Origin of the sequence: Ochrobactrum sp. P6BSIII, assembly GCF_014138065.1 — a bacterium.
Taxonomy (GTDB): domain Bacteria; phylum Pseudomonadota; class Alphaproteobacteria; order Rhizobiales; family Rhizobiaceae; genus Brucella.
Genome location: NZ_JACGXB010000010.1, coordinates 169,749 through 194,074, shown reverse-complemented (window position 1 = coordinate 194,074; position 24,326 = coordinate 169,749). Strand labels below are relative to the sequence as shown.

The following is a 24,326-nucleotide window of genomic DNA, read 5'->3' as shown; positions in this document are numbered from 1 at the left end:
GGTCTTTTGCGGTAGGATTCCTTGTCCGACTGTGCTACGGCGACGCTGTCCCCTTTCCTGAACGCAAAACGCTTCAGCAACGAAGAGACCGTTTCCTATGGCTGTCAGCTCAAAGCATATTCCCGCTCCCGATCTTCATCGGGTGCGCCGCGCCCTCCTTTCCGTTTCCGACAAAACCGGCCTGATCGAATTCGCCAAGGCGCTTCATGCGCATGGCGTCGAGATCCTCTCGACCGGCGGTACGGCCAAGTCCATTGCCGCAGAAGGCATTCCGGTTCGTGACGTTTCCGAAATCACCGGCTTTCCCGAAATCATGGATGGGCGCGTCAAGACGCTGCATCCGGCAGTCCATGGCGGTCTGCTCGCCGTGCGCAACGACCCGGAACATGTTGCCGCAATGGAAGAGCACAAGATCGGCGGCATCGATCTCGCCGTGATCAATCTCTATCCGTTTGAGGAAGTCCGCTTCCAGGGCGGCGATTACGACACCACGGTTGAGAATATCGATATTGGCGGCCCGGCGATGATCCGCGCTTCGGCCAAGAACCACGCTTATGTCGCAACTGTCGTCGATCCGACAGATTATGACGAAGTGGTCACCGAGCTTGAGAAGCATGGCGGTTCGCTGCCGCTCGTTTTCCGCAAGAAGCTTGCTGCCAAGGCCTTCTCGCGCACTGCGGCTTATGACGCGGCGATTTCCAACTGGTTCGCTGAAGCCATCGAAGAAGAAACGCCGGTTTGGCGCTCGGTTGCAGGCAAGCTGCATTCGGTCATGCGCTATGGTGAAAACCCGCATCAGACCGCTGGTTTCTATCTCTCCGGTGAAAAGCGCCCGGGCGTTGCCACGGCAACCCAGCTTCAGGGCAAGCAGCTTTCCTACAACAACATCAACGATACCGATGCAGCTTTCGAACTCGTTGCCGAGTTCGACCCGGCGCGCACGGCTGCCGTCGCCATCATCAAGCACGCCAATCCGTGCGGCGTGGCGGAAGGCGCATCTATCAAGGATGCCTATCTGAAGGCATTGGCCTGCGATCCGGTGTCGGCTTTTGGCGGTATTGTTGCGCTCAACAAGACACTGGATGAAGAAGCCGCCGAGGAAATCGTCAAGATTTTCACGGAAGTCATCATCGCTCCCGATGCAACGCCGGGCGCACAGGCCATCGTTGCCGCCAAGAAGAACCTGCGCCTGCTGGTGACGGGCGGCCTTCCTGATCCGCGCGCAAAGGGCATTGCCGCGAAGACGGTTGCCGGTGGCTTGCTGGTTCAGTCGCGCGACAACGGCGTTGTCGATGATCTCGACCTCAAGGTCGTGACCAAGCGCAGCCCGAGCGAAGCCGAACTGAACGACATGAAGTTCGCCTTCCGCATCGCCAAGCACGTGAAGTCGAACGCCATCGTCTATGTGAAGGACGGCGCAACGGTTGGTATTGGCGCAGGCCAGATGAGCCGTGTCGACTCCGCACGTATCGCTGCCCGTAAGGCAGAAGATGCGGCAGAAGCTGCCGGTCTCGCAGAACCGCTGACCAAGGGCTGTGTGGTCGCTTCCGACGCGTTCTTCCCGTTTGCGGACGGTTTGCTTTCGGCTGTTCAGGCGGGAGCCACGGCTGTGATTCAGCCCGGCGGCTCGATGCGTGACGAAGAAGTGATCGCTGCTGCCGATGAGCATGGCATTGCCATGGTGATGACCGGGATGCGTCATTTCCGCCATTAATTCATTGGTTTACAATCTGAAAACGAGCCCCGAAACGAAAAATTTCGGGGCTTTTTGTTTTCATTGAGTTTCGAATTGTTTCGTTTTACATTCGTTTGTAAGCGGACGCGCAAATGCGGGCATGCTTTGCATCAGAAGGAGGGTGCCCACGGCACAGGCGGAGCGTTTCATCACCTGATGTAAACTGAATAGGTTTTACAGAAAGATATTCGACGGGAGGATACCGTGAGTACGAAGCAATTTATCGGTTCCATTGATCAGGGAACCACCAGCACACGCTGCATCATTTTCGATCAGCAAGGCGATATCATCGCCATGGATCAGCGTGAGCATGAACAGATTTACCCGAAAGCTGGTTGGGTCGAGCACAACCCGCTTGAGATCTGGCGCAACACCCAGCATGTCGTTGCCGAGGCGTTGAAGAAAGCCAAGCTGACGGCAGCTGACATTGCCGCTGTCGGCATTACCAATCAGCGCGAGACGACATTGCTCTGGGACAAGGCCACCGGTCAGCCGCTTTACAATGCGCTGGTCTGGATGGATACGCGCACTGCCGACCTCGTGGCACAATATACGAAGGAAAGAGGCGCTGACCGGCTGCGCGCCAGAACCGGGCTGCCGATCGCCACCTATTTTTCCGGGCTGAAACTGCGCTGGATTCTCGACAATGTTCCGGGCGCCCGTGAAAAGGCAGAGGCTGGCGAGGCGCTGTTTGGCACCATCGATACATGGCTGGCCTGGAACCTGACCGGCGGCCCGAAGGGTGGCATTCATATCACCGATGTCACCAATGCCTCGCGCACGCAGCTGATGGATATTGCCAGCCTGCAATGGGATCAGGAAATTCTGGACCTCTTCCATATTCCCCGTGCCTGTCTGCCGGAGATACGCTCCTCAAGTGAAGTTTATGGCGAGATTACGGTTCGATCCCTGAACGGCGTGAAGCTTGCCGGTATTCTGGGCGATCAGCAGGCGGCGCTTTTCGGTCAGGCCTGTCTTGAGCCCGGTGCGGCCAAGAACACCTATGGCACGGGCTGCTTCATGCTGATGAATACGGGCGACAAGCTCGTTTCGTCCAATTATGGCCTGCTGACCACCGTCGCCTACAAGCTTGGCGATGCGCCTCCCTCTTACGCGCTGGAGGGTTCCATCGCTATCACCGGCGCACTGGTGCAGTGGCTGCGCGACAATCTTGGCATCATTCGCAACAGCAGCGATATCGAAACACTCGCCCGCACCGTTGACGATAATGGCGACGTCTATTTCGTGCCTGCATTTTCAGGCCTTTACGCACCGCATTGGGAATCGTCGGCGCGTGGCGTTATTGCCGGGCTGACCCGCTTTGCCAATAAGGGCCATATTGCCCGTGCCGCGCTGGAAGCGAGCTGCTATCAGGTGCGCGAGGTGCTGGAAGCCATGGTGAAGGATTCCGGCGTCAAGATCAGTGAACTGCGCGCCGATGGCGGTATGACGGTCAACGATTTCGTCATGCAATTTCAGGCCGATATTCTGCATGTGCCGGTGGTTCGCCCCAAGATCGTGGAAACCACGGCGCTGGGTGCTGCTTACTCGGCTGGCCTTGCCGTCGGCTACTGGAAATCCACGGAAGATGTCGTGGAAAACTGGCAAGTTGGTTATCGCTGGCATCCGAAGATGCGGAAAAAGGAGCGCGAAAGCCTTTTCGCTTCCTGGGAAAAAGCGGTGCAGCGTTCCCTGAATTGGGTGGATTGAAGCTGAAGCTCGGTCTTTGAGGCCAGGCAGAACAGAGAATTACAAAACTTTTTTGGCAGACCGGTGGGCATTACGCGTCCGCCGGATGGATTTCTGCACATTGATTTTTCGGGATAAGATTATGACAAGTGGCTTTTTAGGGGAATTTCTCGGCACGATGGTGCTGATCGTGCTTGGCGATGGGGTCGTCGCAAATGTACTTCTGGCGCAATCCAAGGGGCAGAATTCCGGTTGGATCGTTATTTCGGTTGGCTGGGGTCTGGCCGTGCTGTGCGGCGTGATGGTCGCAGTTGCGGCGGGCGCTGCTGGCCATCTCAATCCTGCCGTCACGCTGGCTTTTTATGCGGCGGGGAGTTTTCCGGCGGTCGAAGTCATTCCTTATATCGCCGCGCAATTGCTGGGCGCTTTTGTCGGGGCAGTGCTTGTCTATCTTGCCTATCTGCCGCACTGGAAGCCGACCACGGATAAGGCGTTAAAGCTCGGCGTGTTTTGCACAGCTCCGGCAATTCGCAACATTCCGGCCAATTGCGTAACCGAAATCATTGGCACTTTCGTGCTCGTTTTCGTCGTCATCGCCATCGGTGCCAAGGCTGTTGGAGCCGATGGGGTTCTCGGTCCTCTGATGGTCGGTCTTCTCGTCTGGGCGCTTGGCGTTTCGCTTGGCGGACCGACAGGTTATGCCATCAACCCGGCACGTGATCTTGGCCCGCGCATCGCACATGCCTTGTTGCCTATCCCGGGCAAGGGCGGATCGGACTGGTCTTATGCCTGGGTGCCCGTTGCGGCACCGATCGTTGGCGCTCTGCTTGCCATTAGCGCGGCCAGCGCTGTTGGCATGATGTGAATGAAATCACGGAGCTGGCGCGATCATTTTCGCGCCAGTTTTCACGCGGGGCGCTCGGCTGGGTAGGGCGTCATTTTGGTAAGATAGAGACCGGCGGCGAAGAAGATCACCAGCACCGCCATTCCAATTGCCGCCGACCCGCTGATGGCCGTAACGGTGGCGACCAGAAACGGGGCCAGAAAGCTGGTCGCACGACCCGCCAGCGCATAAATGCCGAAATAGCGGCCCGATTCTTCCGGCTGAATGCTGCGCGCAAACCATGAGCGCGACGATGCCTGTACCGGGCCAAAGGCTGCGCCGATCATCAGGCCATAAATCAGATAGGCATGTTCTGCTGGCGTCGAGAAAAGCCCCTGTGCTGTACTTTCCGCAAATGGAAGCAGTCCGAAGAATGTGTGATCGCGCCCTGTCGATACGATGCCGAGCGTCGCGAGCAGCAGCAGCACCAGCGACCCGATGACCACGGCTTTTGAGCCAAAGCGCGTATCCACGCGGCTGGCGGCAAGGCAACTGAAGATCGCCATCACATTGAGGATCATGCCGAACAAGCCGATCTCGGTAATCGACCAGTGAAACATGGCGGCGGCATAGCCTCCGCCCAGCGCCAGCAAAGCATTGACGCCATCTTGGTAGACCATGCGGGCAATGAGAAAACGCATGATGCCGGAACGCTGGCGCACTTCGCGTAGCGTGGCTTTCAGTTCCGAAAGACCGTGCCGCATCGCCTTGAAGAGAGGCTCACCCCGCGCCGAATCCGGCGTGAAGAGGAACATCGGCAAAACGAAGACCAGATACCAGAGGGCAGCAAGCGGGCCGGTGATGCGTGCATCTTCGCCGGTTGCCGGATCAAGGCCGAAGAGCGGGGCAATGCCGATGATCGTTTTGCCGGTTTGCGGCGATCCGGCAAGAAACAGCACGACGAAGATCAGCACGATCATGCCGCCGAGATAGCCAAGTCCCCATGCAATGTTGGAGATACGTCCGATATCCGCGTGCGGCACGAGGCGCGGCATCATGGAATCATTGAAGACGATGGAGAACTCGGCAGCAATCGAGGCGATTGCAAAGGCCAGCAACACCCAGAACAGGCTCGCACCCGGTGCGGCGAACCAAAGGAGCGAGAGGCTGACGATCTTCAAAACGGCAAAGAAGCCGATCCAGGGTTTGCGTGCCCCCGTACGGTCCGAAACAGCGCCCAGAACTGGCGACAGAATGGCGATGACAAAGCCTGCTGCGGCGATGCCATAGCCCCATGCAACCTGACCGGCTTCCGGGTTCGCCGCCATGCGGGAGATGAAGTAGGGGCCGAAAACGAAGGTCGTGACGACGGTGAAAAACGGTTGCGCCGCCCAGTCGAACAGCATCCAGCCCCATATGCCGCGACGAGATGCGTAGCTGCGTTCGCTGACTGCCTGATCGGTCAAATGCCACTCCCTTGCGAATGTGGCCGGAGCTTATACGGCGAGCGGCAACCTCACAAGAAATGAAAAGGGCGGCTTTGAAGCACATCCCGAAAAGTGTGAAACGGTTTTCGGATAAGATGTGCGGAAGAAAAAACCGGAGCGGCGATCTGATGCAATCAGATCGCCGCTCCAAGCCGCCCTTTCGATAATCCCGGTCGCTGTTTACTGCGCCAGATCCGACATCAGTCCCGCAGCAACAGCCAGACGCGAGACGGTGAGGTCTCCACCTTCGGTGAGCGCGACCATGCGGTTTCTCACCTGCTCGATCCGGACGCCGTCCGCATCGAGCCACGCCACAGCCGGGTCTTTCTCCTTGGCGAAGCGCTTCAGAGCGGCGATGGTGATCCCGCGCGCGGCCTGCGTGATGGTCTCGCTGGCACGCGACAGGGCCAAACCGTCATAATAATCGGTGACGGGAATGGACCGTGCCGCATCTTCGATGCGTCCGATGCGGAAGGCTTCCGACACGCCGAAATAGGCCTTGGCCGTTGCCACCAGATCGGCTTCCGCCAGATGCGCGATCAGCGCGATATCCGGCATGATGCCCGCAAGCTGGAGATTGGCGAGACGCTGGGCCAGCTTTTCTGGCGCACCCTTTTCAACGAAGGCGGCCTTGTCGGCACGCACAGCATTGCGCAGGAATTCCGGCATCAGGCCTTCGAACCGTGGTTCCAGTTCGGCACGCGCCTTGACGATGGTGCCAACCAGCTCGGTGAGGTTTGCGCGGGTCGTATCGTTGCGCAGAACCCAAGCTGTCGTCGCCTGCAACATTTCGCCAACGAGATGGTAGAACTGGTTCTGCACATCGCCTGGCACCTTGTTATCCAACGCGTCGATGGCGTCGTAGATCGCATCGATCTCGAAGCCATCACGCACGGCGACATAGGCGCGAACGATATCCGAAGGCGACTTGCCCGTCGTATCGGCCAGACGGCTGATGAAGGTGATGCCGCCGCGATTGATGACATCATTTGCCAGCAAGGTTGCGACGATTTCCCGCTTCAGGCGGTGGCCGGAGATTTCCTCTGCATAGGTTTTTGCCATGCGCTTCGGGAAATAGCCGAACAGCAGCGACTGGAAGTAAGGCTCGTCGGGAAGTGCGCTTGCCACCAGATCGTCGGAGAGCGACAGCTTGGCATAGGCCAGCAAAACCGCGAGTTCCGGACGGGTCAGCGGCTGGCCAGCCTTCTGGCGCTCAGTCAACAGCGCATCCGAAGGAAGATACTCGACCTTGCGGTCCAGAAGCTTCCGGTTTTCCAGCTCCGCCATGAAGCGTGCCTGATAAGGTAGCTCGGCCAAACCCTGACGCTCGCTCAGCGAAAGCGCCAGCGGCTGGAGATAGTTGTTGCGCAGCACCAGTTCCGAAACATCGTCGGTCATGCTGACCAGAAGCTTGTTGCGGGCGGGGCGCTTCAGCTTGCCTGAACGCATGGCTGCAGCCAGCGCAATCTTGATGTTGACCTCAACGTCCGAGCAGTTGACGCCAGCCGAATTGTCGATGGCGTCAGTGTTGCTGCGGCCGCCAGCGAGCGCATATTCGATACGTCCGCGCTGGGTCATGCCGAGATTAGCACCTTCGCCGATCACACGGGCCCGCACATCCGAGCCGGTGATGCGGATGGCATCATTGGCGCGGTCGCCGACCTGTGCATCCGTTTCACTGGAGGCGCGGATATAGGTGCCGATGCCGCCGAACCAAAGAAGATCAACCTGAGCTTTCAGGATAGTCGTCATGATTTCCTGCGGCGTCGCCGTGGTCTTGGCAAGGCCGATTGCGGCAGCTGCTTCAGCAGACAGTGTGATGGTCTTCTGGCTGCGGCTGTAGACGCCGCCACCCGACGACAGCTTCGAACGATCATAATCCTGCCAGCTCGAGCGCGGCAGTTCGAACAGGCGCTTGCGCTCGGCAAAGCCGTCAGCCGGAACCGGGTTCGGATCGATGAAGATGTCGCGATGGTCGAAGGCAGCAACCAGCTTGATCTGCTCGGAAAGCAGCATGCCGTTACCGAACACGTCGCCCGACATGTCGCCCACGCCGACAACCGTAAACGGCTCGGTCTGGATATCCATGTCGAATTCACGGAAATGCCGTTTCACAGCTTCCCAGCCGCCACGGGCGGTGATGCCCATGCCCTTGTGGTCGTAACCGGCGGAGCCGCCCGATGCGAAAGCATCGTCCAGCCAGAAATCATGCGCCTGACTGATGGCATTGGCCGTATCGGAGAAGGTGGCCGTGCCCTTGTCGGCGGCGACGACGAAATAAGGATCGGCATTGTCGTGACGCACGACATTTTGCGGCGGCACCACATCGTTGTCGTGAATATTGTCGGTCACCGAAAGAAGCGTCGAGATAAACACCTTGTAGGCGTCACGACCCGCCTCAAAGACGGCGTTGCGGTCACCGCCCACTGGAAGGCGCTTCGGATAGAAACCGCCCTTGGCGCCGACCGGCACGATCACGGCATTCTTGACCTGCTGCGCCTTCACAAGGCCCAGCACTTCGGTGCGGTAATCCTGTGCGCGGTCCGACCAGCGCAGACCGCCACGTGCGACCGCGCCGAAACGCAGATGCACGCCTTCGACTTCCGGGCCGTAGACGAAGATTTCGCGATACGGACGCGGGTCTGGCAGTCCGTCAACGAGACGCGGATTGAGCTTGAAGGCAAAGGTCACGCGCGGCTTGCCGTCACCATCCAGCGTATAGGCATTGGTGCGCAGCGTCGCTTCAATCAGGTTGCGGAACCGGCGCAGGATCTGGTCGTCATCGATGCTCGGCACGCCCAGAAGCGCTGTTTCGATGGCGTCGATCAGCTTCTTTTCAGCCGTATCACGGCGCTTCGCCACTGGGTTGAAGCGCAGATCAAACAGCGAATAGAGATCGCTGGCGATTTCCGGATAACGGTTGAGCGCGGCTGCGATGAAGCCCTGCGAATAGGCGATACCCGCCTGTTGCAGATAACGGCCATAGGAGCGCAGGATCATGATCTGGCGCGCGGTCAGGCGTGCCGTCTGTACCAGCGCATTATAGCCGTCATTGTCGGCAAAGCCGTCCCAGACGGTGCGGAACACGTCTTCCAGCATTTCGCCGTCATCTGTGAGATCGACAGGAGCGCCATAGGCGTTGACGAGCTGCATGTCGTGAACATAGACCGGCGCACCGTCTTTACCGGCTTGCGGCAGGTCGATGGTCTGTTCGCTGACGACGCGGAAGCCCATATTTTCCAAAAGCGGCACGCGCTGCGACAGCACGACCGGCGCTCCGTGATGATAGAGCTTCAGTGAAACCGCATCTGGTCCATCGGTGCGATAGCGGTAGAAATCCACGAAAAGCGGCGCTTCCGGGCTGAGACCGGCAATGCGCTCGGCATCGACCAGCGCTTCCGGCGCGGTGAAGATTTCGCGGTAGGATGGCGGGAAGCTTGCGGCCAGCGCCACGACGCCTGCATCGGCATTTTCCACGCTTTCACGCACCGCATCTTCCCAGGTGCGGACCATGGCGCGGACTTCCGCTTCCAGTGCTTCGCGGTCGATATGCGGGGTGGATCGTTCGTGACGGCGAATGACGAACTGAACGCGCGTCAGGCCGTTCTGCAGGAAAACCGGGTGGAATTCAAAGCTGTCACCGCCATAGACGTCAACGAGATAGCGGCCGATCTTTTCACGCACGACCGAGTCGTAACGATCACGCGGGATATAGACGAGCACAGTCGCGAAACGACCGAAACGGTCGAGACGGGGAATGGCACGGACACGCGGACGCTCGCCAAGCGCGAGGATGAGTTCGGCATTGGCCGTCAGGCTTTCCGTGTCGATCTGGAAAAGCTCATCGCGCGGATATTCTTCCAGCACGTTGATCAGTGCCTTGCCCGAATGGTCTTCGCGGTTGAAGCCCAGATGCTTGATGACCGCATCGGCTTTTGAGCGAATGAACGGGATGCTGGCAACCGAGCTGATGTAAGCGACCGAGGTAAACAGGCCGACGAGGCGCAATTCGCCCACGGCTTCGCCCTTCGGTCCAAAGATCTTCACGCCGATATAGTCGAGATAGGAGCGGCGATGCACCAGAGACAGCGTGTTCGCCTTGGTGACGATCAGCGGCTCGCTGCTATCGAGGAATTCCGTGACCTCGCGCGGCGTTACCGTGTCGTCGTCATCCTTGCGCAAGACGCGCACTTCATTGTCGCCAAGGACGCCAAGTGGCTCCTTGATGGCGACGAGGCTGCGCTTCTTGCCCGAGCCTTCAAAGGCCAGCTCACGCATGCCGAGGAAGATGAAATGATCGTCGCGCAGCCATTCGAGGAAGGCGATGGCTTCCGGCATGGCGGCATTGCCGTTCAGCTCGTAAGCGCGCTTGTAATCCACAATGGCGTCATCAAGACGCTTCAACATCGGCTTCCAGTCGCCGACGGCAAAACGCACCTGACCGAGAACGCGCTTCAGCCCGTCCGTCAGATCGGCCTTGGCCTGCTTGCCAAGCGCGGGGAGGTGAATTTGCACAAGGCTGACGCGCTCAACGCCCTTGGCGGGTGCGAGCTGCGATGCTTCGCCGAGAATGACCAGTCCATCCTTTTCCCGAGCAATATCGAGAACCGGGTGCACGACCATGAAAATCTGGCTGACGTGATTGTTCAGCTCGCCCAGAATGGAATCGAGCAGGAACGGCATGTTGTCGTTGACGATGGTGATGACGCTTACCGGGCGATCGTGACGTTCGATACCGTTATCGACGCTGATGATGCTCTTGCCCTTGCGGTAGGACTCAAGCGCCGCATAGCCGTGGCGGGCAGAACTGTCGAGAGCTTCGGCGTCGTAAGCAGCCAGATCTTCTGGCGGGGCCCACTCGAAGAGGAGCTGTGAGAAGGCTGCCAGCGCCTTCGGCTTCCCCCCCTTTTTTTCCTCTTTGCTTGCCTTGGAATTCTTAACTTTGCTCGACCGATCCTGCTTTGCAGTCACGTCGGATACTCCTGTCATGATGGCAATGCGCGCCAAACTAGCAGATTAGACATTTGTTTCGATGACAAATCGCTGCGAATAACGAAAAATTTCCCGAAAAGTCAGAAAAATGGCATCTAATCCATTTAATTTGGAACAAAATATCGAAAACTTCGGGCAATTTTTCTAAAAATACCGGAGAAATTCACCGTGCACTACAAAACGGCGTCCGCTGGCGTCGGAAATGGCTCTGCTTCGCCACAATTCAGACCAAAGTCGTAGATGATTCTGAGATGCTGGAGCGGTTCCAGTTGGAACGGAATCGTGGAACCGCTCCATCCATTTTTTACGCATTATCCTACGCAAAACCGCTACGCACTTTTGCTGGAAATGCTCTGGAGCCGTCAAAGTTCGATCAGGTGATCGTCCAATTCGTTAATATTGTCAGCGCCTGCGGGGAAGTGCTTTTCCAGAAGCGTGCCCGCCTGACCGATCGCCATGACGAAGCCTTCCGCCATTTGCGAGCGCGATGCGTGATGGATCAGCGTTGCGACAATGGCGTTCCATTCGTCCTGCTCGACACGCGCATGAATACCCGCATCGGCAATGACTTCGGCATAGTGCTCAGCCATGGAAACGAAGAGCAGAATGCCGGTGCGGTTTTCCGTGATGTGTACGTTGCGCGCCAGGAATTGTTGCAGTGCGTTGAGATGGGCGCGCTTGTAGCGGATACGGCGCGGCACCAGCAGCATGCGGATCGATGGCAGGAGCCAGAGAACCAGCATGGCCGAAATGAAGGCGGCCAAAATGGCAAGGCCAAACATCGGCAGGCTGATATCAAACCAGTACCAATGCGCGAGCAAGGCGGCGATGACCGAAGCGAGCAGAATGCCGCAAGTCGCGACAAAACCGGCTGCAAAGAAATAGTCGTCGCTGCTGCGCGCCAGCACGGCATAGATTTCGCCGCTCGTCTCGGCTTCCGCCTGCCGGATTGCCTCGGCAATGCGGGTATGGTCTTCAGCGCCAATCAGCGTGTGGTGCTTCATCGTCGCGTCTCCCTACCAGCTACCCGAGGCGCCACCGCCACCCGATGAACCGCCGCCGCCGCCAAAGCCGCCGCCGCCACCGCCGGATGACCAGCCACCACCGCCGCCCCAGCCGCCGCCACGACCACCGGAGCCGCCGCTTGAATTGGTGTTGATCGTCATGCCCAGCCATTCATAGCGACCGGGGCCAAGCTTGCGTCCGAAGATCGGGGCAAGCACGGCAAAGCCGAAACCGCCAAAGAAAATCAGGCACCAGAAGGTGATGAAGATGACGGCAACCCAGTCCACATCGTCCGAACTGGTTTGCGCATTGCGCTTGGCGCGGGCTTCAAGCTCGGCAGCGTCGCCGGAGAGAACGGAGAGAATGCCGTCCACACCCTGCACAATACCGCCGCTATAATCGCCGGTGCGGAAGGCGGGAATAATGGTGCCGTTGATGATAACGCTCGAAAGCGCATCGGTCATGGTGCCCTCAAGCCCGTAGCCGACCTCGATGCGCACCTTGCGGTCATTCGGCGCGACAACGAGCAGGATACCGTTGTTTTCCTGCTTCTGGCCGAGAGCCCAGCTGCGGAACAGGCGGTTTGAATAGGACTCAATATCCTCGCCATTGAGGCTCGGCACCGTCACCACCACGACCTGATCGGACGACTTGGCTTCGAAGTCCGCCAATTTCTGGGTCAGTTGCTGACGCTCTGCCGGGTCGATGATGCCCGCATTGTCCACCACGCGACCGGTAAGGGCCGGTGTCTGCTTGGCAGCATCCTGCGCATAGGCAACCGAGGTCGGTTGCAGTGTCAGGACAGCGGAAAACAGCAGAACGATGCATGCAAGCAGGTATCGCGGCCAGTGAAGGCCGCGATGATGACGCGAAAATGCTGTGCCCGCCGCCACGGTAGCGACCGTCAGTTAAACTTGACTTGCGGTGCTGCCTGGCTGCCAGCATCAGCGCTGAAGGTCTGCATCGGCTGGGCGTCGCGATACCAGATCCAGGTCCAGATCATGGTTGGCATGGTCCGCAGTGTCGTGTTGTAGACGCGAACCGCTTCGATATAGTCGCGGCGCGCCACAGCGATGCGGTTTTCCGTGCCTTCGAGCTGCGATTGCAGCGCGAGGAAGTTCTGATTGGCCTTGAGGTCAGGATAGCGCTCGACCACCACCATCAGGCGCGACAGGGCGCTGGTGAGATTGGCCTGATTGTCCTGGAATTGCTTGAAGAGTTCAGGATTGTTGAGCGTTTCCGGCGTGATCTGCACTTGCGTCGCCTTGGCGCGCGCATCGATCACCGCTTGCAGCGTGTCCTTTTCATGGGCGGCATAGCCCTTCACGGTCTCGACCAGATTGGGCACGAGATCGGCGCGGCGCTGGTACTGGTTCTGCACCTCGCTCCAGGCGGCCTTGGCCTTTTCCTCATTGGTCGGGATCGTGTTGAAACCGCATGCAGAAAGCAGCGGAACAAGAACGGCAAGACCAAGAGCAATGAAAATACGGCGGAAAGAAAAAGAAGAGGCAACCGTCGCAGCCGACATGGGTTTCTCCTGAAAAAGGACGCTTTGCCAAGCGCCCGAACACTGATGTCGTAGCCCGAATATTCGCAATCACGCAAATGCGAGCCGTCAAATCAATAAGATAGCGTAATTTCGCGCCTCGTCCAGTCCGTTTGGTGAGAGTATGCCATGCACGTCAACTCTATGTTGACTTAGTCAACACTTTAGATATTGATAGAGTCAACATAGGGAGGCGCCGCGCCATGGCGTATGCAGGGATGACGAAACCGGAAAAACGAGATGACATTGACGCATTGCGCGCTTTCAACCGTGTCTACACGCGCCGCCTCGGCCTGTTGAACGCGCATCTCGACAAAAGCCCGTTCACCTTGACCGAGGCGCGTATTCTTTACGAAATCGCGCACCGTTCCGCGCCGACGGCGGCGGACATCATGCGAGCACTCGGACTTGATCGCGGCCAGTTGAGCAGGACATTGAAGCGCTTCACCGAGCGCGGACTGATCGAGACGGAGCCGCATCCGGAAGGCGGTCGCAGCCGCCCCATTTTGCTAACTGAAGCTGGCCGCAAGACATTCAGCGCTCTGGAGCGCAATACCTGCGAGGCCGTGGGCGAACTTCTCGATGGTTTAAATCCTGACCGCCGCCGCGATCTGCTGACAGCTGCCGGTTCGATCATGCGGGTTTTCGAAGAAGGTCAAACCGGGCAGGTGCTCCTGCGTGATCTCAAAGCCGGTGATCTCGGCTGGATCATTCATCGCCAAGCCGTTCTCTACACGGGAGAATATGGCTGGAACAATGATTACGAAGCACTCGTCGCCCGCATTCTTGCCGATTTCACGCAGGCTTTCGATCCCGCCCATGATGCGGCATGGGTGGCGGAAATCGACGGTCGCATCGTCGGCTCGGTCTTTCTGGTCAAAGGCGACCAGCCCAAACTTGGCAAGCTGCGTCTGCTCTATGTAGAACCGGATGCGCGGGGCGCGGGTGTCGGAGCGAAACTCGTCAACGCCTGCATCGAGCGTGCACGTGCTGTCGGCGATGAGCGTCTCACACTCTGGACGAATAGTGTTCTGACGGCTGCACGGCGTCTTTATGAGCGCGCCGGATTCAGGCTTGTCGAAGAAGCGCCGCACCATTCCTTCGGTGTCGATCTGATCGGCCAGACGTGGGAGTTAAACCTCACGGCAAGTCTTTCTGGACAAATGAAGGCCCGTGCATAAAAGAAAAGCGGCGGATTGCTCCGCCGCTTTCTCAAAACGCAAATTGCGCGAAAGATTATTCGCTTGCAGCAGCTTCTTCAGCCGGAGCAGCTGCAGCAGCAGCGGCTTCTGCAGCCTTGGCAGCGGCTTCTTCTTCAGCCTGCTTGGCCAGAGCGATACGCTCCTGAGCCTTCTTGCCTGGCTCACCCTTGGTCGGGTTGCTGCGAGCCGGACGCTTGGCAATGCCAGCCTGGTCGAGGAAGCGCAGAACGCGATCGGTTGGCTGTGCGCCCTGAGCGATCCAATGCTGGATGCGGTCGGCGTCGAGCTTTACGCGTTCAGCGTCCTTGGCCAGCATCGGGTTCCATGCGCCAACGGTTTCGATGAAGCGGCCGTCACGCGGGCTGCGGACGTCGGCAACGACGACGTGGTAGTAAGGACGCTTCTTGGAGCCAGCGCGGGCGAGACGAATCTTGAGGGACATTTTTTCTTTCCTTTAGACAAATTGTTCGGCCCTGACGGGCTATCGGTAGTTCTGCCCGTCAGGGCAATGGATCGAGCCGTTATCGGCTATTTATTTTCCGCTGTGATTGGCAGCGGCATGCTCATGATGCCGAATGACTTCCTTCACGATGAAGTTCAGGAATTTTTCGGCGAAATCGGGGTCGAGATGGGCATCGACAGCCAGAGCGCGAAGACGCTCGACCTGACGCTTTTCGCGAGCCGGGTCAGCCGGGGCGAGGCCCCGTTCGGCCTTCAGCACGCCCACTGCCTTTGTGCAGCGGAAGCGTTCGGCCAGCATATGGATCAGCGCCGCATCAATATTGTCGATGGAGGCACGCAGTGACAGAAGTTCGGCGGGTGCAGTGTTCTGTTCGTCGCTCATAATGCTCACTTCTTCTTCGGCAGACCTGGAAGGCCGCCACCAAGACCCGGAAGCTTGGGTCCGCCCAAACCGGGGAGACCGCCGCCCGAAAGTCCAGGCAAACCGCCGCCTTTCGTCAGACCGGCTGCTTCCGCCTGCTTGGCAAGCGCTTCAAGCTGCTTCGGGTCCATCTTCGACAGATCCGGCATGCCGCCGAGGCCGCCCATGCCGCCGCCCAGACCGCCAAGGCCCATCTTGCTGGCAAGACCGCCCATCATCTGCTTCATCATTCCGCCCTTGCCTTTGCCCATGACTTTCATCATGTCGGCCATCTGGCGGTGCATCTTGAGAAGCTTGTTGATGTCGGCGGCGTTGGTGCCCGAACCCTTGGCAATGCGCTGCTTGCGGCTGTGCTTCAGAAGGTCCGGATTGGCGCGCTCAGCCTTGGTCATGGAACCGATAATGGCGAGCTGGCGGTCAAAGACCTTGTCATCGAGGCCGGCTGCAGCAACCTGATCCTTCATCTTGCCCATGCCGGGCATCATGCCCATGATGCCGCCCATGCCGCCGAGCTTCTTCATCTGGCCCAGCTGGTCGGCGAGATCGTTAAGATCGAACTTGCCGGACTGCATCTTCTTGGCCATCGCAGCGGCTTTTTCCGCATCGATGTTTTCAGCAGCCTTTTCGACAAGCGAAACAATGTCGCCCATGCCGAGAATACGGTCGGCGATACGCTTGGGATAGAATTCCTCAAGCGCATCCATTTTTTCGCCGGTGGCGATCAGCTTGATCGGCTTGCCGGTGATGGCGCGCATCGAAAGGGCTGCACCGCCACGACCGTCACCGTCCATACGGGTCAGAACGATACCGGTGATGCCGACGCGTTCATCGAAATTGCGCGCCAGATTGACGGCGTCCTGACCGGTCAGGCTGTCGGCAACGAGCAGAATTTCATGCGGGTTGGCGGCCTTGCGGATATCCGCCATTTCCACCATCAGCGGCTCGTCAATATGCGTGCGACCGGCGGTGTCGAGAATGACGACGTCATGCGCGCCAAGCTTGGCGGCCTGAACGGCGCGCCTGGCGATTTCGACAGGCGACTGACCGGCAATGATCGGCAGCGTGTCAACACTGGTCTGGATGCCGAGCTGGCGAAGCTGCTCTTGCGCGGCCGGACGGCGCGTATCGAGCGAGGCCATCAGCACTTTCTTGCGCTGGCGCTCGGTGAGACGCTTGGCGATCTTGCCGGTGGTGGTCGTCTTACCCGAGCCCTGCAAGCCGACCATCATGATGACGACTGGCGCTGGCGCATTCAGATCGATGGAGACGCCTTCGGTGCCAAGCATTTCGATAAGCTCGTCATGGACGATCTTAACGACCATCTGGCCGGGCTTGATGCTTTTCAGGATTTCAGCGCCGACGGCCTTCTCACGAACGCGGTCGGTAAAGGAGCGAACCACTTCCAGCGAAACGTCGGCTTCGATGAGCGCACGACGCACTTCGCGCAGCGCTGCCGTCACGTCGCTTTCAGAGAGAGCGCCGCGTCCGGTGAGGCCGTTCAGGATGGAGCCAAGACGCTCCTGAAGTGATTCAAACATCGCGTTTCCTTATATCCGGGAGTAGGCGGGAGGCTTATCCGGGATAGATCGTCCCGCGTGTCTGCCAGTTCAAGAAGCACCCAAAGCGATACAGCACCCGAGGGCGCAACGCGCTGTCGGATGTGGACCTCCGGGATCGCTTTATACCATAATGGGTCCCGGTCGGTGGCTCGCGTTCTGAAGATCGCGGATAGATTGAGGGGTGGATTAGGGCTCGAAAGGCTGAATGTCAAGCAAAACTCGGTCATTTTGCCGTTCTTTCACCCGATTTAGCGCATATCCGCCGATGACATTACAGTGTGGGAATGGCAAATTCCCGCATAAGGCGAATCAATTTCGCGGAACAGTTCACAGCAGATCACTCACTAAGGAGAGAAGAATGGCGTTGACTGCCAAGGGCCGGATTTGGGCGGCGACAGTTCTTGCAGCGGGCATGTTTGCGGGTGCAGGTGCGGCGGAAGCTGCACAATGCGGCAATAATGCTGCCGGTTACAATGCGTGGCTGCAGCAAACCCTGAAGGAAGCGCCGTCGCGCGGCGTTGGCAAGGCGGGCATCAGCGCGCTGGCCAGCACCAAATATGCGCAGGCCACCATCAATGCCGACCGCAACCAGAAGAGCTTCAAGCTCTCCTTTGAAGACTTCATGAAGAAGCGCGGCGCGGATACGATCATCAAGCGCGGCAAGGCCATGAAGGCGCAGAACGCGGCTCTCTTCGCCAATATCGAAAAGCGCTACGGCGTTCCTGCTGGTCCGCTGATCGCGATCTGGGGCATGGAAACCGGCTTTGGCAACTATCTGGGCAAGCAGCACACGGTTTCGGCCGTTGCAACGCTGGCTTATGACTGCCGCCGTTCGGATTATTTCACTGAACAGCTCTATGCTGCTCTCAAGCTCGTTGATCAGGGCGATCTCAGCCCGCAGGCTGTCGGCGCCATGCATGGTGAAGTTGGCCAGACCCAGTTCATGCCGGCAAATGTCCTGAAATACGGCGTCAGCGGTTCGGGCAGTGCCCATTTCGACCTGAAGAACAAGGCGGACGCTCTTCACTCGACCGCCAACTTCCTGGTCGGTCACGGCTGGAGCCGCGGTGCTGGCTACCAGCCGGGTGAGCCGAATTACGGCGCGATCCAGGGCTGGAATGCAGCGCAGGTTTACCAGCGCGCCATTGCCGTCATGGGCAAGGCTATTGACGGGAATTAGAGCGCATCCCGAAAAGTGTGAAACAGTTTTCGGAAAAGATGCGCGTTAAAACAAAGAATTAGAGCGCCGATCTGATTCAATCAGATCGAAACGCGCTCTAAGAATAACGACGGAGCGCTGTTGAAGCGCTCCGCATGTTCTGGAACTAAAAAAGCCCCGGTTAAACCGGGGCTTTTTATTGCCGTCTGGCAAGATTTACAGAATGGGTTCGCCGGCTTCAGGCCGTTTGAAGTCGCCCGTCTGGTGATCCATCACCCAAAGCTCGCCGGTCGAAATATCGAACCATGCGCCGTGCAGGCTGAGCTTGCCCTTCTTTTCCAGAATATCGACGCAAGGGAAGGTGCGCAGATTATTGAGCGAATAGCGGATCGAAATGCGCTCCAGTGCTGTCTGGCGCTCGGTCGGCGTCATCAGGCTGTTGCCGCCGACGGCTTCAGCCGCTGGCGCAATCAGGCTCATCCACTTGCCGATGAAGTCGCCGGGCGACAGAGGCGCGCTTTCTGTATCGAGCGCAGCCTTGATGCCGCCGCATCGTCCATGGCCCATGACCACGATGTGCTTCACCTTGAGGCTTTGCACAGCAAATTCCAGCGCAGCCGATGCCGCATGAAACTCGCCATCGGGCTCGTAGGGGGGGATGAGATTGGCAACATTGCGCAGGACGAAGATTTCGCCGGGCGCAGAGTTGAAGATTGTTTCGGGAGCAGCACGGGAATCGCAGCAGGCAATAACCAGAGTTTCCGGTGATTGTCCTTTTTCCGCCAGTTCGCGATAGCGCGCGGTTTCCCGTGCGAAATGCTCCGTCATGAAGGTTTTGTAACCCGAGAGGAGTGTGTCCGGAAGATCAGCCATGGCGTTCCAATATCCTTATCGAAAACCGAGATCAATCAAAATGATCAGGCCCATATCGTCATTCGCAGACCGTGTGCATCATGCTCGGCATGGGCAGGATGTGCTCGGGCTTCGCCGTGCGTATAACGTCTGGCTACGAGAAACATGGCGCAGGCGTCGAGAAAGTCATCATCTTTCGCGCCTCGTGGAGCGCGCAGACTGACAAAATTTTCCGGCAGGCCACAGCGAACAAGCAAGGCTTGGCGTTCCGCCATGCCTTCCGGATTGACACGGCTTTTGATTTTCTTGGGCAGCGTCATGGCGCTCGGACCACCGGGTCTGCCGTTCAGCATGGCGAAGGCGAGTTCGGGGTGAGATTCGATCACACGCTCGCGCAATTCAGGCTCGCCGCGCAGAACTGTGTCGAGTTCGCGGATTTTCGGGAACAGCCCGAAAGCTTGCCGGGAAACCTTGCGTGGCGGATCGGACCGCTCCAGCGAACGCGCGCAGCTTTCGCGATAGTCTTCGGCATAAACGGCTTCGCGTGGCGGAATGGAAAAGAGGCTCGACTGTCTGGCACCAAGATGCACCCGCGCTGCGCGTTCGGCTGCCCTTGTGCCTGTTTCTGGCAGCCCGATTGGCATGTCGACCGCGATAGTGGCATTGTCCGGCAGCGCGGCAATCAATGCGGCAAAGCTACGGAAGACGTCGGCACGCATGCTGCTGCCTTCGCCCGACACAACGATCCAGCCGCCCGGGCAGCCATCGACGCCAGCAACAGGCGTCGCTTCACGCGTCAAGCGCGCAATCCCTTGGTCGGGTGCACAAGACGACGCGTCTGCACCATGGCCATGGGTGTCGCGAGGCTGGAGGCGTCGGCTTCCAGCATCAGCTCATCGGCGCCGCGTTTGGCCGACCGCGCCATGATTTCGAAAACGGCAGCTGTTGTGCTCTGCAAGGTCTTTTCTTCCGACTGGCCGGAAAGGCGGCGTGCGAGAAACACAGCCGAAGTCAGATCGCCAAGCCCGTTTGTCGGACCATCCACACGGCGATGTTCGGCCATCAGCGCCATGGTTGGCGTCAGCAATATATTGCCTATGCTGCCCGCCATCAGCGGGAAGGCGGACGTGACCAGCATGGTGGCCGGTCCGGCGTCCAGTGCAGCTTCCATCAGCGATTTGTTGTCTTCCAGCGGCACGCCGGTCAGCCAGGACAGCTCGAACCGATTGGGTGTTGCTATATCGGCAAGCGGCATGAGCTTATCGCGGATGCCGATGGCGGTTGCCTCCGGCACATAGAGGCCTTTCTCGTCACCAATCACCGGATCGCAGAGATAGACTGCGTTCGGGTTTTGGGCCTTGACGCCTTTGACCAGCTCGGCGACAGCTGCGGCCTGTTCCGGGTGGCCAAGATAGCCGGTCAGGATTGCGCCGACTTCACCGAGCCAAGGAGCGCGCTGAAGATCCTGCATCAGGCGCAAAAACTCTTCCGGCGGCGGCACGATGCGCCCGGCAGGCCCATGGCCGGGGTGCCAGGGCAGGACCACGGTTGGCACGGCCCAGACTGGAAATCCCAGTGTTTCCAATGCGAAGACAGCGGCCCGGTTGCCCACCGAACCGCGCACGACATGGCTTGAAATGACAATAACGGTTGTCGCGTCCGAAGGCGCAGAAAGCGTCATGTTAGACCTAGCTTTGCATGAGATAAATGAGGAGCCAGACGATGATCGCCAGCGTGATGAGAAGGCCGAGGGTTCGTCCGATGCGGGTGGCCCAGATTTCGATACGGTCGTTTTCCGGCGCGTCCCCGGCGGCAAGGTGATTGGCGGTGCGGGCAAAACCGCGACGGACGAGGCCGTCCGCCCCGATCTGTTCGCGCTCCAGCCGATCCAGAATACGGCGCGCTTCTTCCTGGCGCTCGCGTCCCGGACCGCCGGCATCCTCGCCAATGCCAGCCTGCTGGCGTTCACCCATGATCTGCCTGCCTCGCCGAAGTGACTCGCAAAACCCGGCGTAGCATTATGCTTGCAACGTGGTTCTGCAAGCGGAATAGTTGCATTCTATGAGAGCTTTACGACGAGTTTGCCGAAATTGCCGCCTTCAAGCATGGAAATAAAGGCTTTCGGCGCGTTTTCGAGCCCTTCCACAATGTCTTCGCGATAGCGGATTTGGCCGTCAGCGATCCATTTTGCCATATCGTGATAGAAGGCGGGGCGCTGATCGGCAAAGTCGCGTTGGATGAAACCGCGAATGGTCAGGCTCTTGGACAGGATATCGCGCATCAGCACTGGCAGGCGGTCGGGACCGTCAAATGGACCACTCTGGTTATATTGCGCGATGAGCCCGCAAACCGGCACACGGGCAAAAGGATTCAGCAACGGGAAGACCGCTGCAAAAACCTTGCCGCCGACATTCTCGAAATAGACATCGATACCGTCCGGGCAGGCCAGCGCCAACTCTTGCGCAAAGTTCGGGCTGTGATGGTCAACGGCAACGTCGAAACCGAATTCGTCAATCAGCGCCTTGCACTTGTCCGCGCCACCCGCAATGCCGACCGCCCGTGCGCCCTTCAGCTTGGCGATCTGCCCGACAGCAGAACCAACGGGACCGGTAGCCGCTGCAACGACAACGGTTTCGCCTTCCTTGGGTTGGCCGATCGTCAGCAGGCCGGAATAGGCGGTGAAGCCCGGCATGCCAAGGACGCCAAGCGCTGTAGTCAGCGGCGCTTGCTCAGGATCAAGCTTGCGCAAGGTTGAAGCATTCGCCACCGCATAGCTTTGCCAGCCGGAATGGGACAGTACGAAGTCGCCCGGCGCAAAGCCTGCGCTTTGGCTTTCCACCACCTCGCCCACCGTGCCGCCTTCCATGACGGACCCGATCTCTACCGGTGCGGCATAGGATTTGGCGGCACTCATGCGACCGCGCATATAGGGGTCGAGCGAAAGATAACGCAGCTTCAGAAGCACCTCGCCTTCGCCAGCGCGCGGAACTGCTGCTTCTTCAAGCCGGAAGTTTTCCGCCGTGGGGCGTCCATCGGGACGGGATGCAAGCACGATGCGCTGGTTGATCTTTTCGCCCATGGGGTAACTCCTGTTGTTGAGGACCGGCGTTAAACCGGAACGGTATGCGATGCATCCGGTTCCGCAACGGTTACTCACTTTTGAAGACGGTTTGATGCAGAAATGCTAAGGGATGATGTAAGCAGGTATTTGTAAATCCATTCGTTCTGAGGCCAAAGCAAAATGACCCAAGATACGTTGTTTCTTCTGACGCCGGGTTTCAAAGATCCGGCCTATCCCGGACAGGAATTCTACTGCTGGCATTGCGCGCTGATCGAGGGCGTTCTGGCGTCGTTTCCGTCGCTCGGTGGAGATTTGAAGATCGAGCGCATCGCATTTGCCAGACCGCGCGAGACGGTGATCCAGCTTGCAGGTGAGGAAAATCAGTCGCTGCCATTGCTGGTTTTGAAGGACGGCGACCGCTCGCCATTCGAAACGGGCACTTACCAGGGGCGCTCGCTGATTGCCGATCCGCACAAAATTCTGGCAGCGCTGACGGAGCGGCACGGTTTCCCGCTGCCGCATCCGTGACCAAAAGGAAATAGCTTAGACGTAGCTGCCCAGCGCCACGCGGCTGAACTGCCAGTTGATTTCCGGCAGTTCGGAAGCCGGGAAAGACAGCACGATCTGCTTGGACGTGACAGGCCCGCGGAAACCAGCGAAGAAGATCGTATCTTCCAGTTGCGGCGCGACTTCGAAACAGGAGAAAACCCATGTGTCGTCCCGGTCAGCAGACAGGACGATCAGGCCATTTTCATCATAGGAAATATCGACCGTGGGGTGCAGATGGAACCGCACCGCAATATTGTCACGTCCGTTGGATTTCAGCGGTCGCCCGTCGCCGCGATAGAAGCGGTCGGCGCCCTGAATGACGCTGCCATTGTGCGAGAGTACCAGCCGGCGCTCATGATAAATGCCGAATAGGCGCGCATAGCCGTCATGGCTCGCCACAAAGCCCTGACGGCCCATTTCCTCGATGCGGTCGCGCTGCACGCGCGTTGGCCCGGCAATGATCGGCGTGCCGATCATATTGGAAAGGCCTGCATTGAGACTAAACCGGCATGACGATGTGTCGTTGATGGTCGCTGTCGAATGGGCGGCGGTCGAACGTCCCAATGGACGAAATTCCGGCGGGCCGAAACGGTCGATGCCGGAATTGACGATATAGCGCTGGCGTCCGGAGGACATTTCAAAAGCGAGGCAGCCCGCATGGGCGTCCCGCGAAGCGGTCACCGGCGGCGGCAGGCCCGTATCGGCGATGATTGTCGTCGATCCCATGGAAAGACGTTCATAACCGGAATAGGGCGCGTGGGTCAGTGGTGACCCAGCGGTTTCATCATGGCGTAGCACGGAAATGATGCGCTCCGGCATGGTCGGTCCGACGCCGTTGAACAGCGCAAGGCTGCCATCCTGATGTCGGAAGAAGCGCAATGCGGGCAGCATGCGCTCAACTGCCTCGATCAGGGCCTTTGGCGGGGATTCTGTGCCGTTGGCATAGGTCTGGCGCAGGGGCAGAAGATCAGCCAAAAGCTCCAGCACCGTAACCGGATTGCGCGAAATATGCCCGCCATCGGGCAAAATCTGGCGCTTCAGCTCATATTCGAGATTGCGTCGGGCCGCACGCGCGGTCGGTGGCGAAACCGGCAATGCGAGGGCCGCGAAAGCCAGCGCGATGCGCGCCCGCAGCCGCTCTTCGCCGTCGTCCATCGCGCCCGCCACAGTGCGCAGATAGCGGACCTGCATGGCGAGAGAGCGCATGAACTTGCGATAAGCGGGCATTTCTGCGCCGGAGAGGATCAGATTGGAATGTTGCAGCCAGGCGATAATACGCTGCGCCGTCACTTCCGGCGCCCAGGCGAGACCACCAATGCGCTTGCCGAACATGCGCATCCAGTCATCGACAAGTGCTCGCGCATTGGCGGTTGCCAGTTCGCTGTTTGCGCTTTTCAGATGACGCAGCCAGCCGAAACTTTGCAGCGCGGCTTCCCATTCGGGTGTCGGTGGCTCGACGGCAAAGGGCGAAAGCCCGCCGGTTTCGACAAGGCGGCCCGCAAGCGCAAAGCGCCCGTGATAAAATTCCTGCGCCAGCTGCGGGTCGGCGACGCGCAGATCCGGCGGTGCAATCAGGATACGGTCGGGCGTAAAGCCGGTGAAGCGCCAGCTGTAAAGCGGCCCCATACGCAGGCGGCGACTAAACTTGCGCCACGCCTGTGCAACGGCCAGTCCCCAAAGGTGAGGGGTTTCGCTGAGGGCGACTGCCACCCGGTCTTTCTCCGTATCGTTTGTCATTGTGTTTACGCATTATCCAACGCAAAACCGCTTCGCACTTTTGCTGG

At 58.9% G+C, this 24,326-nt stretch carries 20 protein-coding genes; 6 read left to right on the top strand and 14 right to left on the bottom strand.

The window, feature by feature from the left end; translation table 11 throughout:
- Positions 1-97 precede the first annotated feature (97 nt).
- The 3 genes from purH to FHW00_RS15700 all read left to right on the top strand — a co-directional run bounded on the left by purH (position 98) and on the right by FHW00_RS15700 (position 4,289).
- The gene (gene purH / locus FHW00_RS15710; RefSeq protein ID WP_078340902.1) at positions 98-1,714 is read left to right on the top strand and encodes a bifunctional phosphoribosylaminoimidazolecarboxamide formyltransferase/IMP cyclohydrolase; all 1,617 of its coding nucleotides are present in this window, start codon (positions 98-100) and stop codon (positions 1,712-1,714) included.
- Between the two features lie 225 nt (positions 1,715-1,939).
- Positions 1,940-3,445, top strand: coding sequence for a glycerol kinase GlpK (gene glpK / locus FHW00_RS15705; RefSeq protein WP_078340901.1), 1,506 nt, complete (start codon positions 1,940-1,942; stop codon positions 3,443-3,445).
- Between the two features lie 121 nt (positions 3,446-3,566).
- The gene (locus tag FHW00_RS15700; protein WP_078340929.1) at positions 3,567-4,289 is read left to right on the top strand and encodes an MIP/aquaporin family protein; all 723 of its coding nucleotides are present in this window, start codon (positions 3,567-3,569) and stop codon (positions 4,287-4,289) included.
- Positions 4,290-4,330: 41 nt separating this feature from the next.
- On the opposite strand, the gene FHW00_RS15695 is transcribed toward FHW00_RS15700, so the two are convergent.
- The 5 genes from FHW00_RS15695 to FHW00_RS15675 all read right to left on the bottom strand — a co-directional run bounded on the left by FHW00_RS15695 (position 4,331) and on the right by FHW00_RS15675 (position 13,259).
- Positions 4,331-5,653, bottom strand: coding sequence for an MFS transporter (locus FHW00_RS15695; RefSeq protein WP_445558007.1), 1,323 nt, complete (start codon positions 5,651-5,653; stop codon positions 4,331-4,333).
- Between the two features lie 261 nt (positions 5,654-5,914).
- On the bottom strand, positions 5,915-10,705 hold the full coding sequence (locus FHW00_RS15690; protein WP_078340899.1) for an NAD-glutamate dehydrogenase: 4,791 nt from the start codon (positions 10,703-10,705) through the stop codon (positions 5,915-5,917).
- 383 nt (positions 10,706-11,088) lie between these two features.
- Positions 11,089-11,730 carry a TPM domain-containing protein gene (locus FHW00_RS15685; RefSeq protein ID WP_078340898.1) on the bottom strand — a complete coding sequence of 214 codons (642 nt, stop codon included), beginning with the start codon at positions 11,728-11,730 and terminating at the stop codon, positions 11,089-11,091.
- A 12-nt stretch (positions 11,731-11,742) separates the two neighbouring features.
- Positions 11,743-12,555 carry a TPM domain-containing protein gene (locus tag FHW00_RS15680; protein ID WP_182514667.1) on the bottom strand — a complete coding sequence of 271 codons (813 nt, stop codon included), beginning with the start codon at positions 12,553-12,555 and terminating at the stop codon, positions 11,743-11,745.
- An 80-nt stretch (positions 12,556-12,635) separates the two neighbouring features.
- Complete coding sequence (locus tag FHW00_RS15675; protein WP_078339576.1) at positions 12,636-13,259, bottom strand: LemA family protein; 624 nt, start codon at positions 13,257-13,259, stop codon at positions 12,636-12,638.
- A 221-nt stretch (positions 13,260-13,480) separates the two neighbouring features.
- On the opposite strand from FHW00_RS15675, the gene FHW00_RS15670 reads away from it, so the two are divergent.
- The gene (locus tag FHW00_RS15670; protein WP_445557949.1) at positions 13,481-14,458 is read left to right on the top strand and encodes a bifunctional helix-turn-helix transcriptional regulator/GNAT family N-acetyltransferase; all 978 of its coding nucleotides are present in this window, start codon (positions 13,481-13,483) and stop codon (positions 14,456-14,458) included.
- Between the two features lie 55 nt (positions 14,459-14,513).
- On the opposite strand, the gene rpsP is transcribed toward FHW00_RS15670, so the two are convergent.
- The 3 genes from rpsP to ffh all read right to left on the bottom strand — a co-directional run bounded on the left by rpsP (position 14,514) and on the right by ffh (position 16,900).
- Positions 14,514-14,921 (bottom strand): 30S ribosomal protein S16, encoded by a 408-nt coding sequence (gene rpsP / locus FHW00_RS15665; protein WP_078339574.1) that lies wholly within the window; start codon positions 14,919-14,921, stop codon positions 14,514-14,516.
- 90 nt (positions 14,922-15,011) lie between these two features.
- On the bottom strand, positions 15,012-15,323 hold the full coding sequence (locus FHW00_RS15660; protein ID WP_078339573.1) for a chorismate mutase: 312 nt from the start codon (positions 15,321-15,323) through the stop codon (positions 15,012-15,014).
- A 5-nt stretch (positions 15,324-15,328) separates the two neighbouring features.
- Positions 15,329-16,900, bottom strand: a complete 1,572-nt coding sequence (gene ffh / locus FHW00_RS15655; RefSeq protein WP_078339572.1) for a signal recognition particle protein — start codon at positions 16,898-16,900, stop codon at positions 15,329-15,331.
- A gap of 379 nt (positions 16,901-17,279) precedes the next feature.
- Between ffh and FHW00_RS15650 the strand changes: the two genes are divergently transcribed.
- On the top strand, positions 17,280-18,101 hold the full coding sequence (locus FHW00_RS15650; protein ID WP_078339571.1) for a lytic murein transglycosylase: 822 nt from the start codon (positions 17,280-17,282) through the stop codon (positions 18,099-18,101).
- A gap of 195 nt (positions 18,102-18,296) precedes the next feature.
- On the opposite strand, the gene FHW00_RS15645 is transcribed toward FHW00_RS15650, so the two are convergent.
- The 5 genes from FHW00_RS15645 to FHW00_RS15625 form a co-directional block, all read right to left on the bottom strand.
- Positions 18,297-18,953, bottom strand: coding sequence for a carbonic anhydrase (locus FHW00_RS15645; protein WP_078339570.1), 657 nt, complete (start codon positions 18,951-18,953; stop codon positions 18,297-18,299).
- Between the two features lie 44 nt (positions 18,954-18,997).
- The gene (locus tag FHW00_RS15640; RefSeq protein WP_078339569.1) at positions 18,998-19,732 is read right to left on the bottom strand and encodes a DUF429 domain-containing protein; all 735 of its coding nucleotides are present in this window, start codon (positions 19,730-19,732) and stop codon (positions 18,998-19,000) included.
- Positions 19,729-20,613, bottom strand: a complete 885-nt coding sequence (pdxY, locus tag FHW00_RS15635) for a pyridoxal kinase PdxY (RefSeq protein ID WP_078339568.1) — start codon at positions 20,611-20,613, stop codon at positions 19,729-19,731. The genes FHW00_RS15640 and pdxY overlap by 4 nt, the downstream gene beginning before the upstream one ends.
- A gap of 7 nt (positions 20,614-20,620) precedes the next feature.
- Positions 20,621-20,905: a hypothetical protein gene (locus tag FHW00_RS15630; RefSeq protein WP_078339567.1), complete on the bottom strand. Its 285-nt coding sequence runs from the start codon at positions 20,903-20,905 to the stop codon at positions 20,621-20,623.
- An 86-nt stretch (positions 20,906-20,991) separates the two neighbouring features.
- On the bottom strand, positions 20,992-22,011 hold the full coding sequence (locus tag FHW00_RS15625) for an NADP-dependent oxidoreductase (protein ID WP_078339566.1): 1,020 nt from the start codon (positions 22,009-22,011) through the stop codon (positions 20,992-20,994).
- A 162-nt stretch (positions 22,012-22,173) separates the two neighbouring features.
- Between FHW00_RS15625 and FHW00_RS15620 the strand changes: the two genes are divergently transcribed.
- The gene (locus FHW00_RS15620; protein WP_078339565.1) at positions 22,174-22,521 is read left to right on the top strand and encodes a DUF3088 domain-containing protein; all 348 of its coding nucleotides are present in this window, start codon (positions 22,174-22,176) and stop codon (positions 22,519-22,521) included.
- A 15-nt stretch (positions 22,522-22,536) separates the two neighbouring features.
- On the opposite strand, the gene FHW00_RS15615 is transcribed toward FHW00_RS15620, so the two are convergent.
- Positions 22,537-24,279, bottom strand: a complete 1,743-nt coding sequence (locus tag FHW00_RS15615) for a heparinase II/III family protein (protein ID WP_078339564.1) — start codon at positions 24,277-24,279, stop codon at positions 22,537-22,539.
- Positions 24,280-24,326 lie beyond the last annotated feature (47 nt).

Excerpts from the sequence above, each read along its gene's own strand:
- FHW00_RS15670 (WP_445557949.1), top strand. The coding sequence starts at position 13,481 with ATGGCGTATGCAGGGATGACGAAACCGGAAAAACGAGATGACATTGAC.
- ffh (WP_078339572.1), bottom strand. The coding sequence starts at position 16,900 with ATGTTTGAATCACTTCAGGAGCGTCTTGGCTCCATCCTGAACGGCCTC.
- FHW00_RS15675 (WP_078339576.1), bottom strand. The coding sequence starts at position 13,259 with ATGTCGGCTGCGACGGTTGCCTCTTCTTTTTCTTTCCGCCGTATTTTC.
- FHW00_RS15695 (WP_445558007.1), bottom strand. The coding sequence starts at position 5,653 with ATGCTGTTCGACTGGGCGGCGCAACCGTTTTTCACCGTCGTCACGACC.
- pdxY (WP_078339568.1), bottom strand. The coding sequence starts at position 20,613 with ATGACGCTTTCTGCGCCTTCGGACGCGACAACCGTTATTGTCATTTCA.
- FHW00_RS15625 (WP_078339566.1), bottom strand. The coding sequence starts at position 22,011 with ATGGGCGAAAAGATCAACCAGCGCATCGTGCTTGCATCCCGTCCCGAT.
- FHW00_RS15700 (WP_078340929.1), top strand. The coding sequence starts at position 3,567 with ATGACAAGTGGCTTTTTAGGGGAATTTCTCGGCACGATGGTGCTGATC.
- purH (WP_078340902.1), top strand. The coding sequence starts at position 98 with ATGGCTGTCAGCTCAAAGCATATTCCCGCTCCCGATCTTCATCGGGTG.
- FHW00_RS15645 (WP_078339570.1), bottom strand. The coding sequence starts at position 18,953 with ATGGCTGATCTTCCGGACACACTCCTCTCGGGTTACAAAACCTTCATG.
- FHW00_RS15620 (WP_078339565.1), top strand. The coding sequence starts at position 22,174 with ATGACCCAAGATACGTTGTTTCTTCTGACGCCGGGTTTCAAAGATCCG.
- rpsP (WP_078339574.1), bottom strand. The coding sequence starts at position 14,921 with ATGTCCCTCAAGATTCGTCTCGCCCGCGCTGGCTCCAAGAAGCGTCCT.
- FHW00_RS15660 (WP_078339573.1), bottom strand. The coding sequence starts at position 15,323 with ATGAGCGACGAACAGAACACTGCACCCGCCGAACTTCTGTCACTGCGT.
- FHW00_RS15685 (WP_078340898.1), bottom strand. The coding sequence starts at position 11,730 with ATGAAGCACCACACGCTGATTGGCGCTGAAGACCATACCCGCATTGCC.
- FHW00_RS15630 (WP_078339567.1), bottom strand. The coding sequence starts at position 20,905 with ATGGGTGAACGCCAGCAGGCTGGCATTGGCGAGGATGCCGGCGGTCCG.
- FHW00_RS15650 (WP_078339571.1), top strand. The coding sequence starts at position 17,280 with ATGGCGTTGACTGCCAAGGGCCGGATTTGGGCGGCGACAGTTCTTGCA.
- FHW00_RS15615 (WP_078339564.1), bottom strand. The coding sequence starts at position 24,279 with ATGACAAACGATACGGAGAAAGACCGGGTGGCAGTCGCCCTCAGCGAA.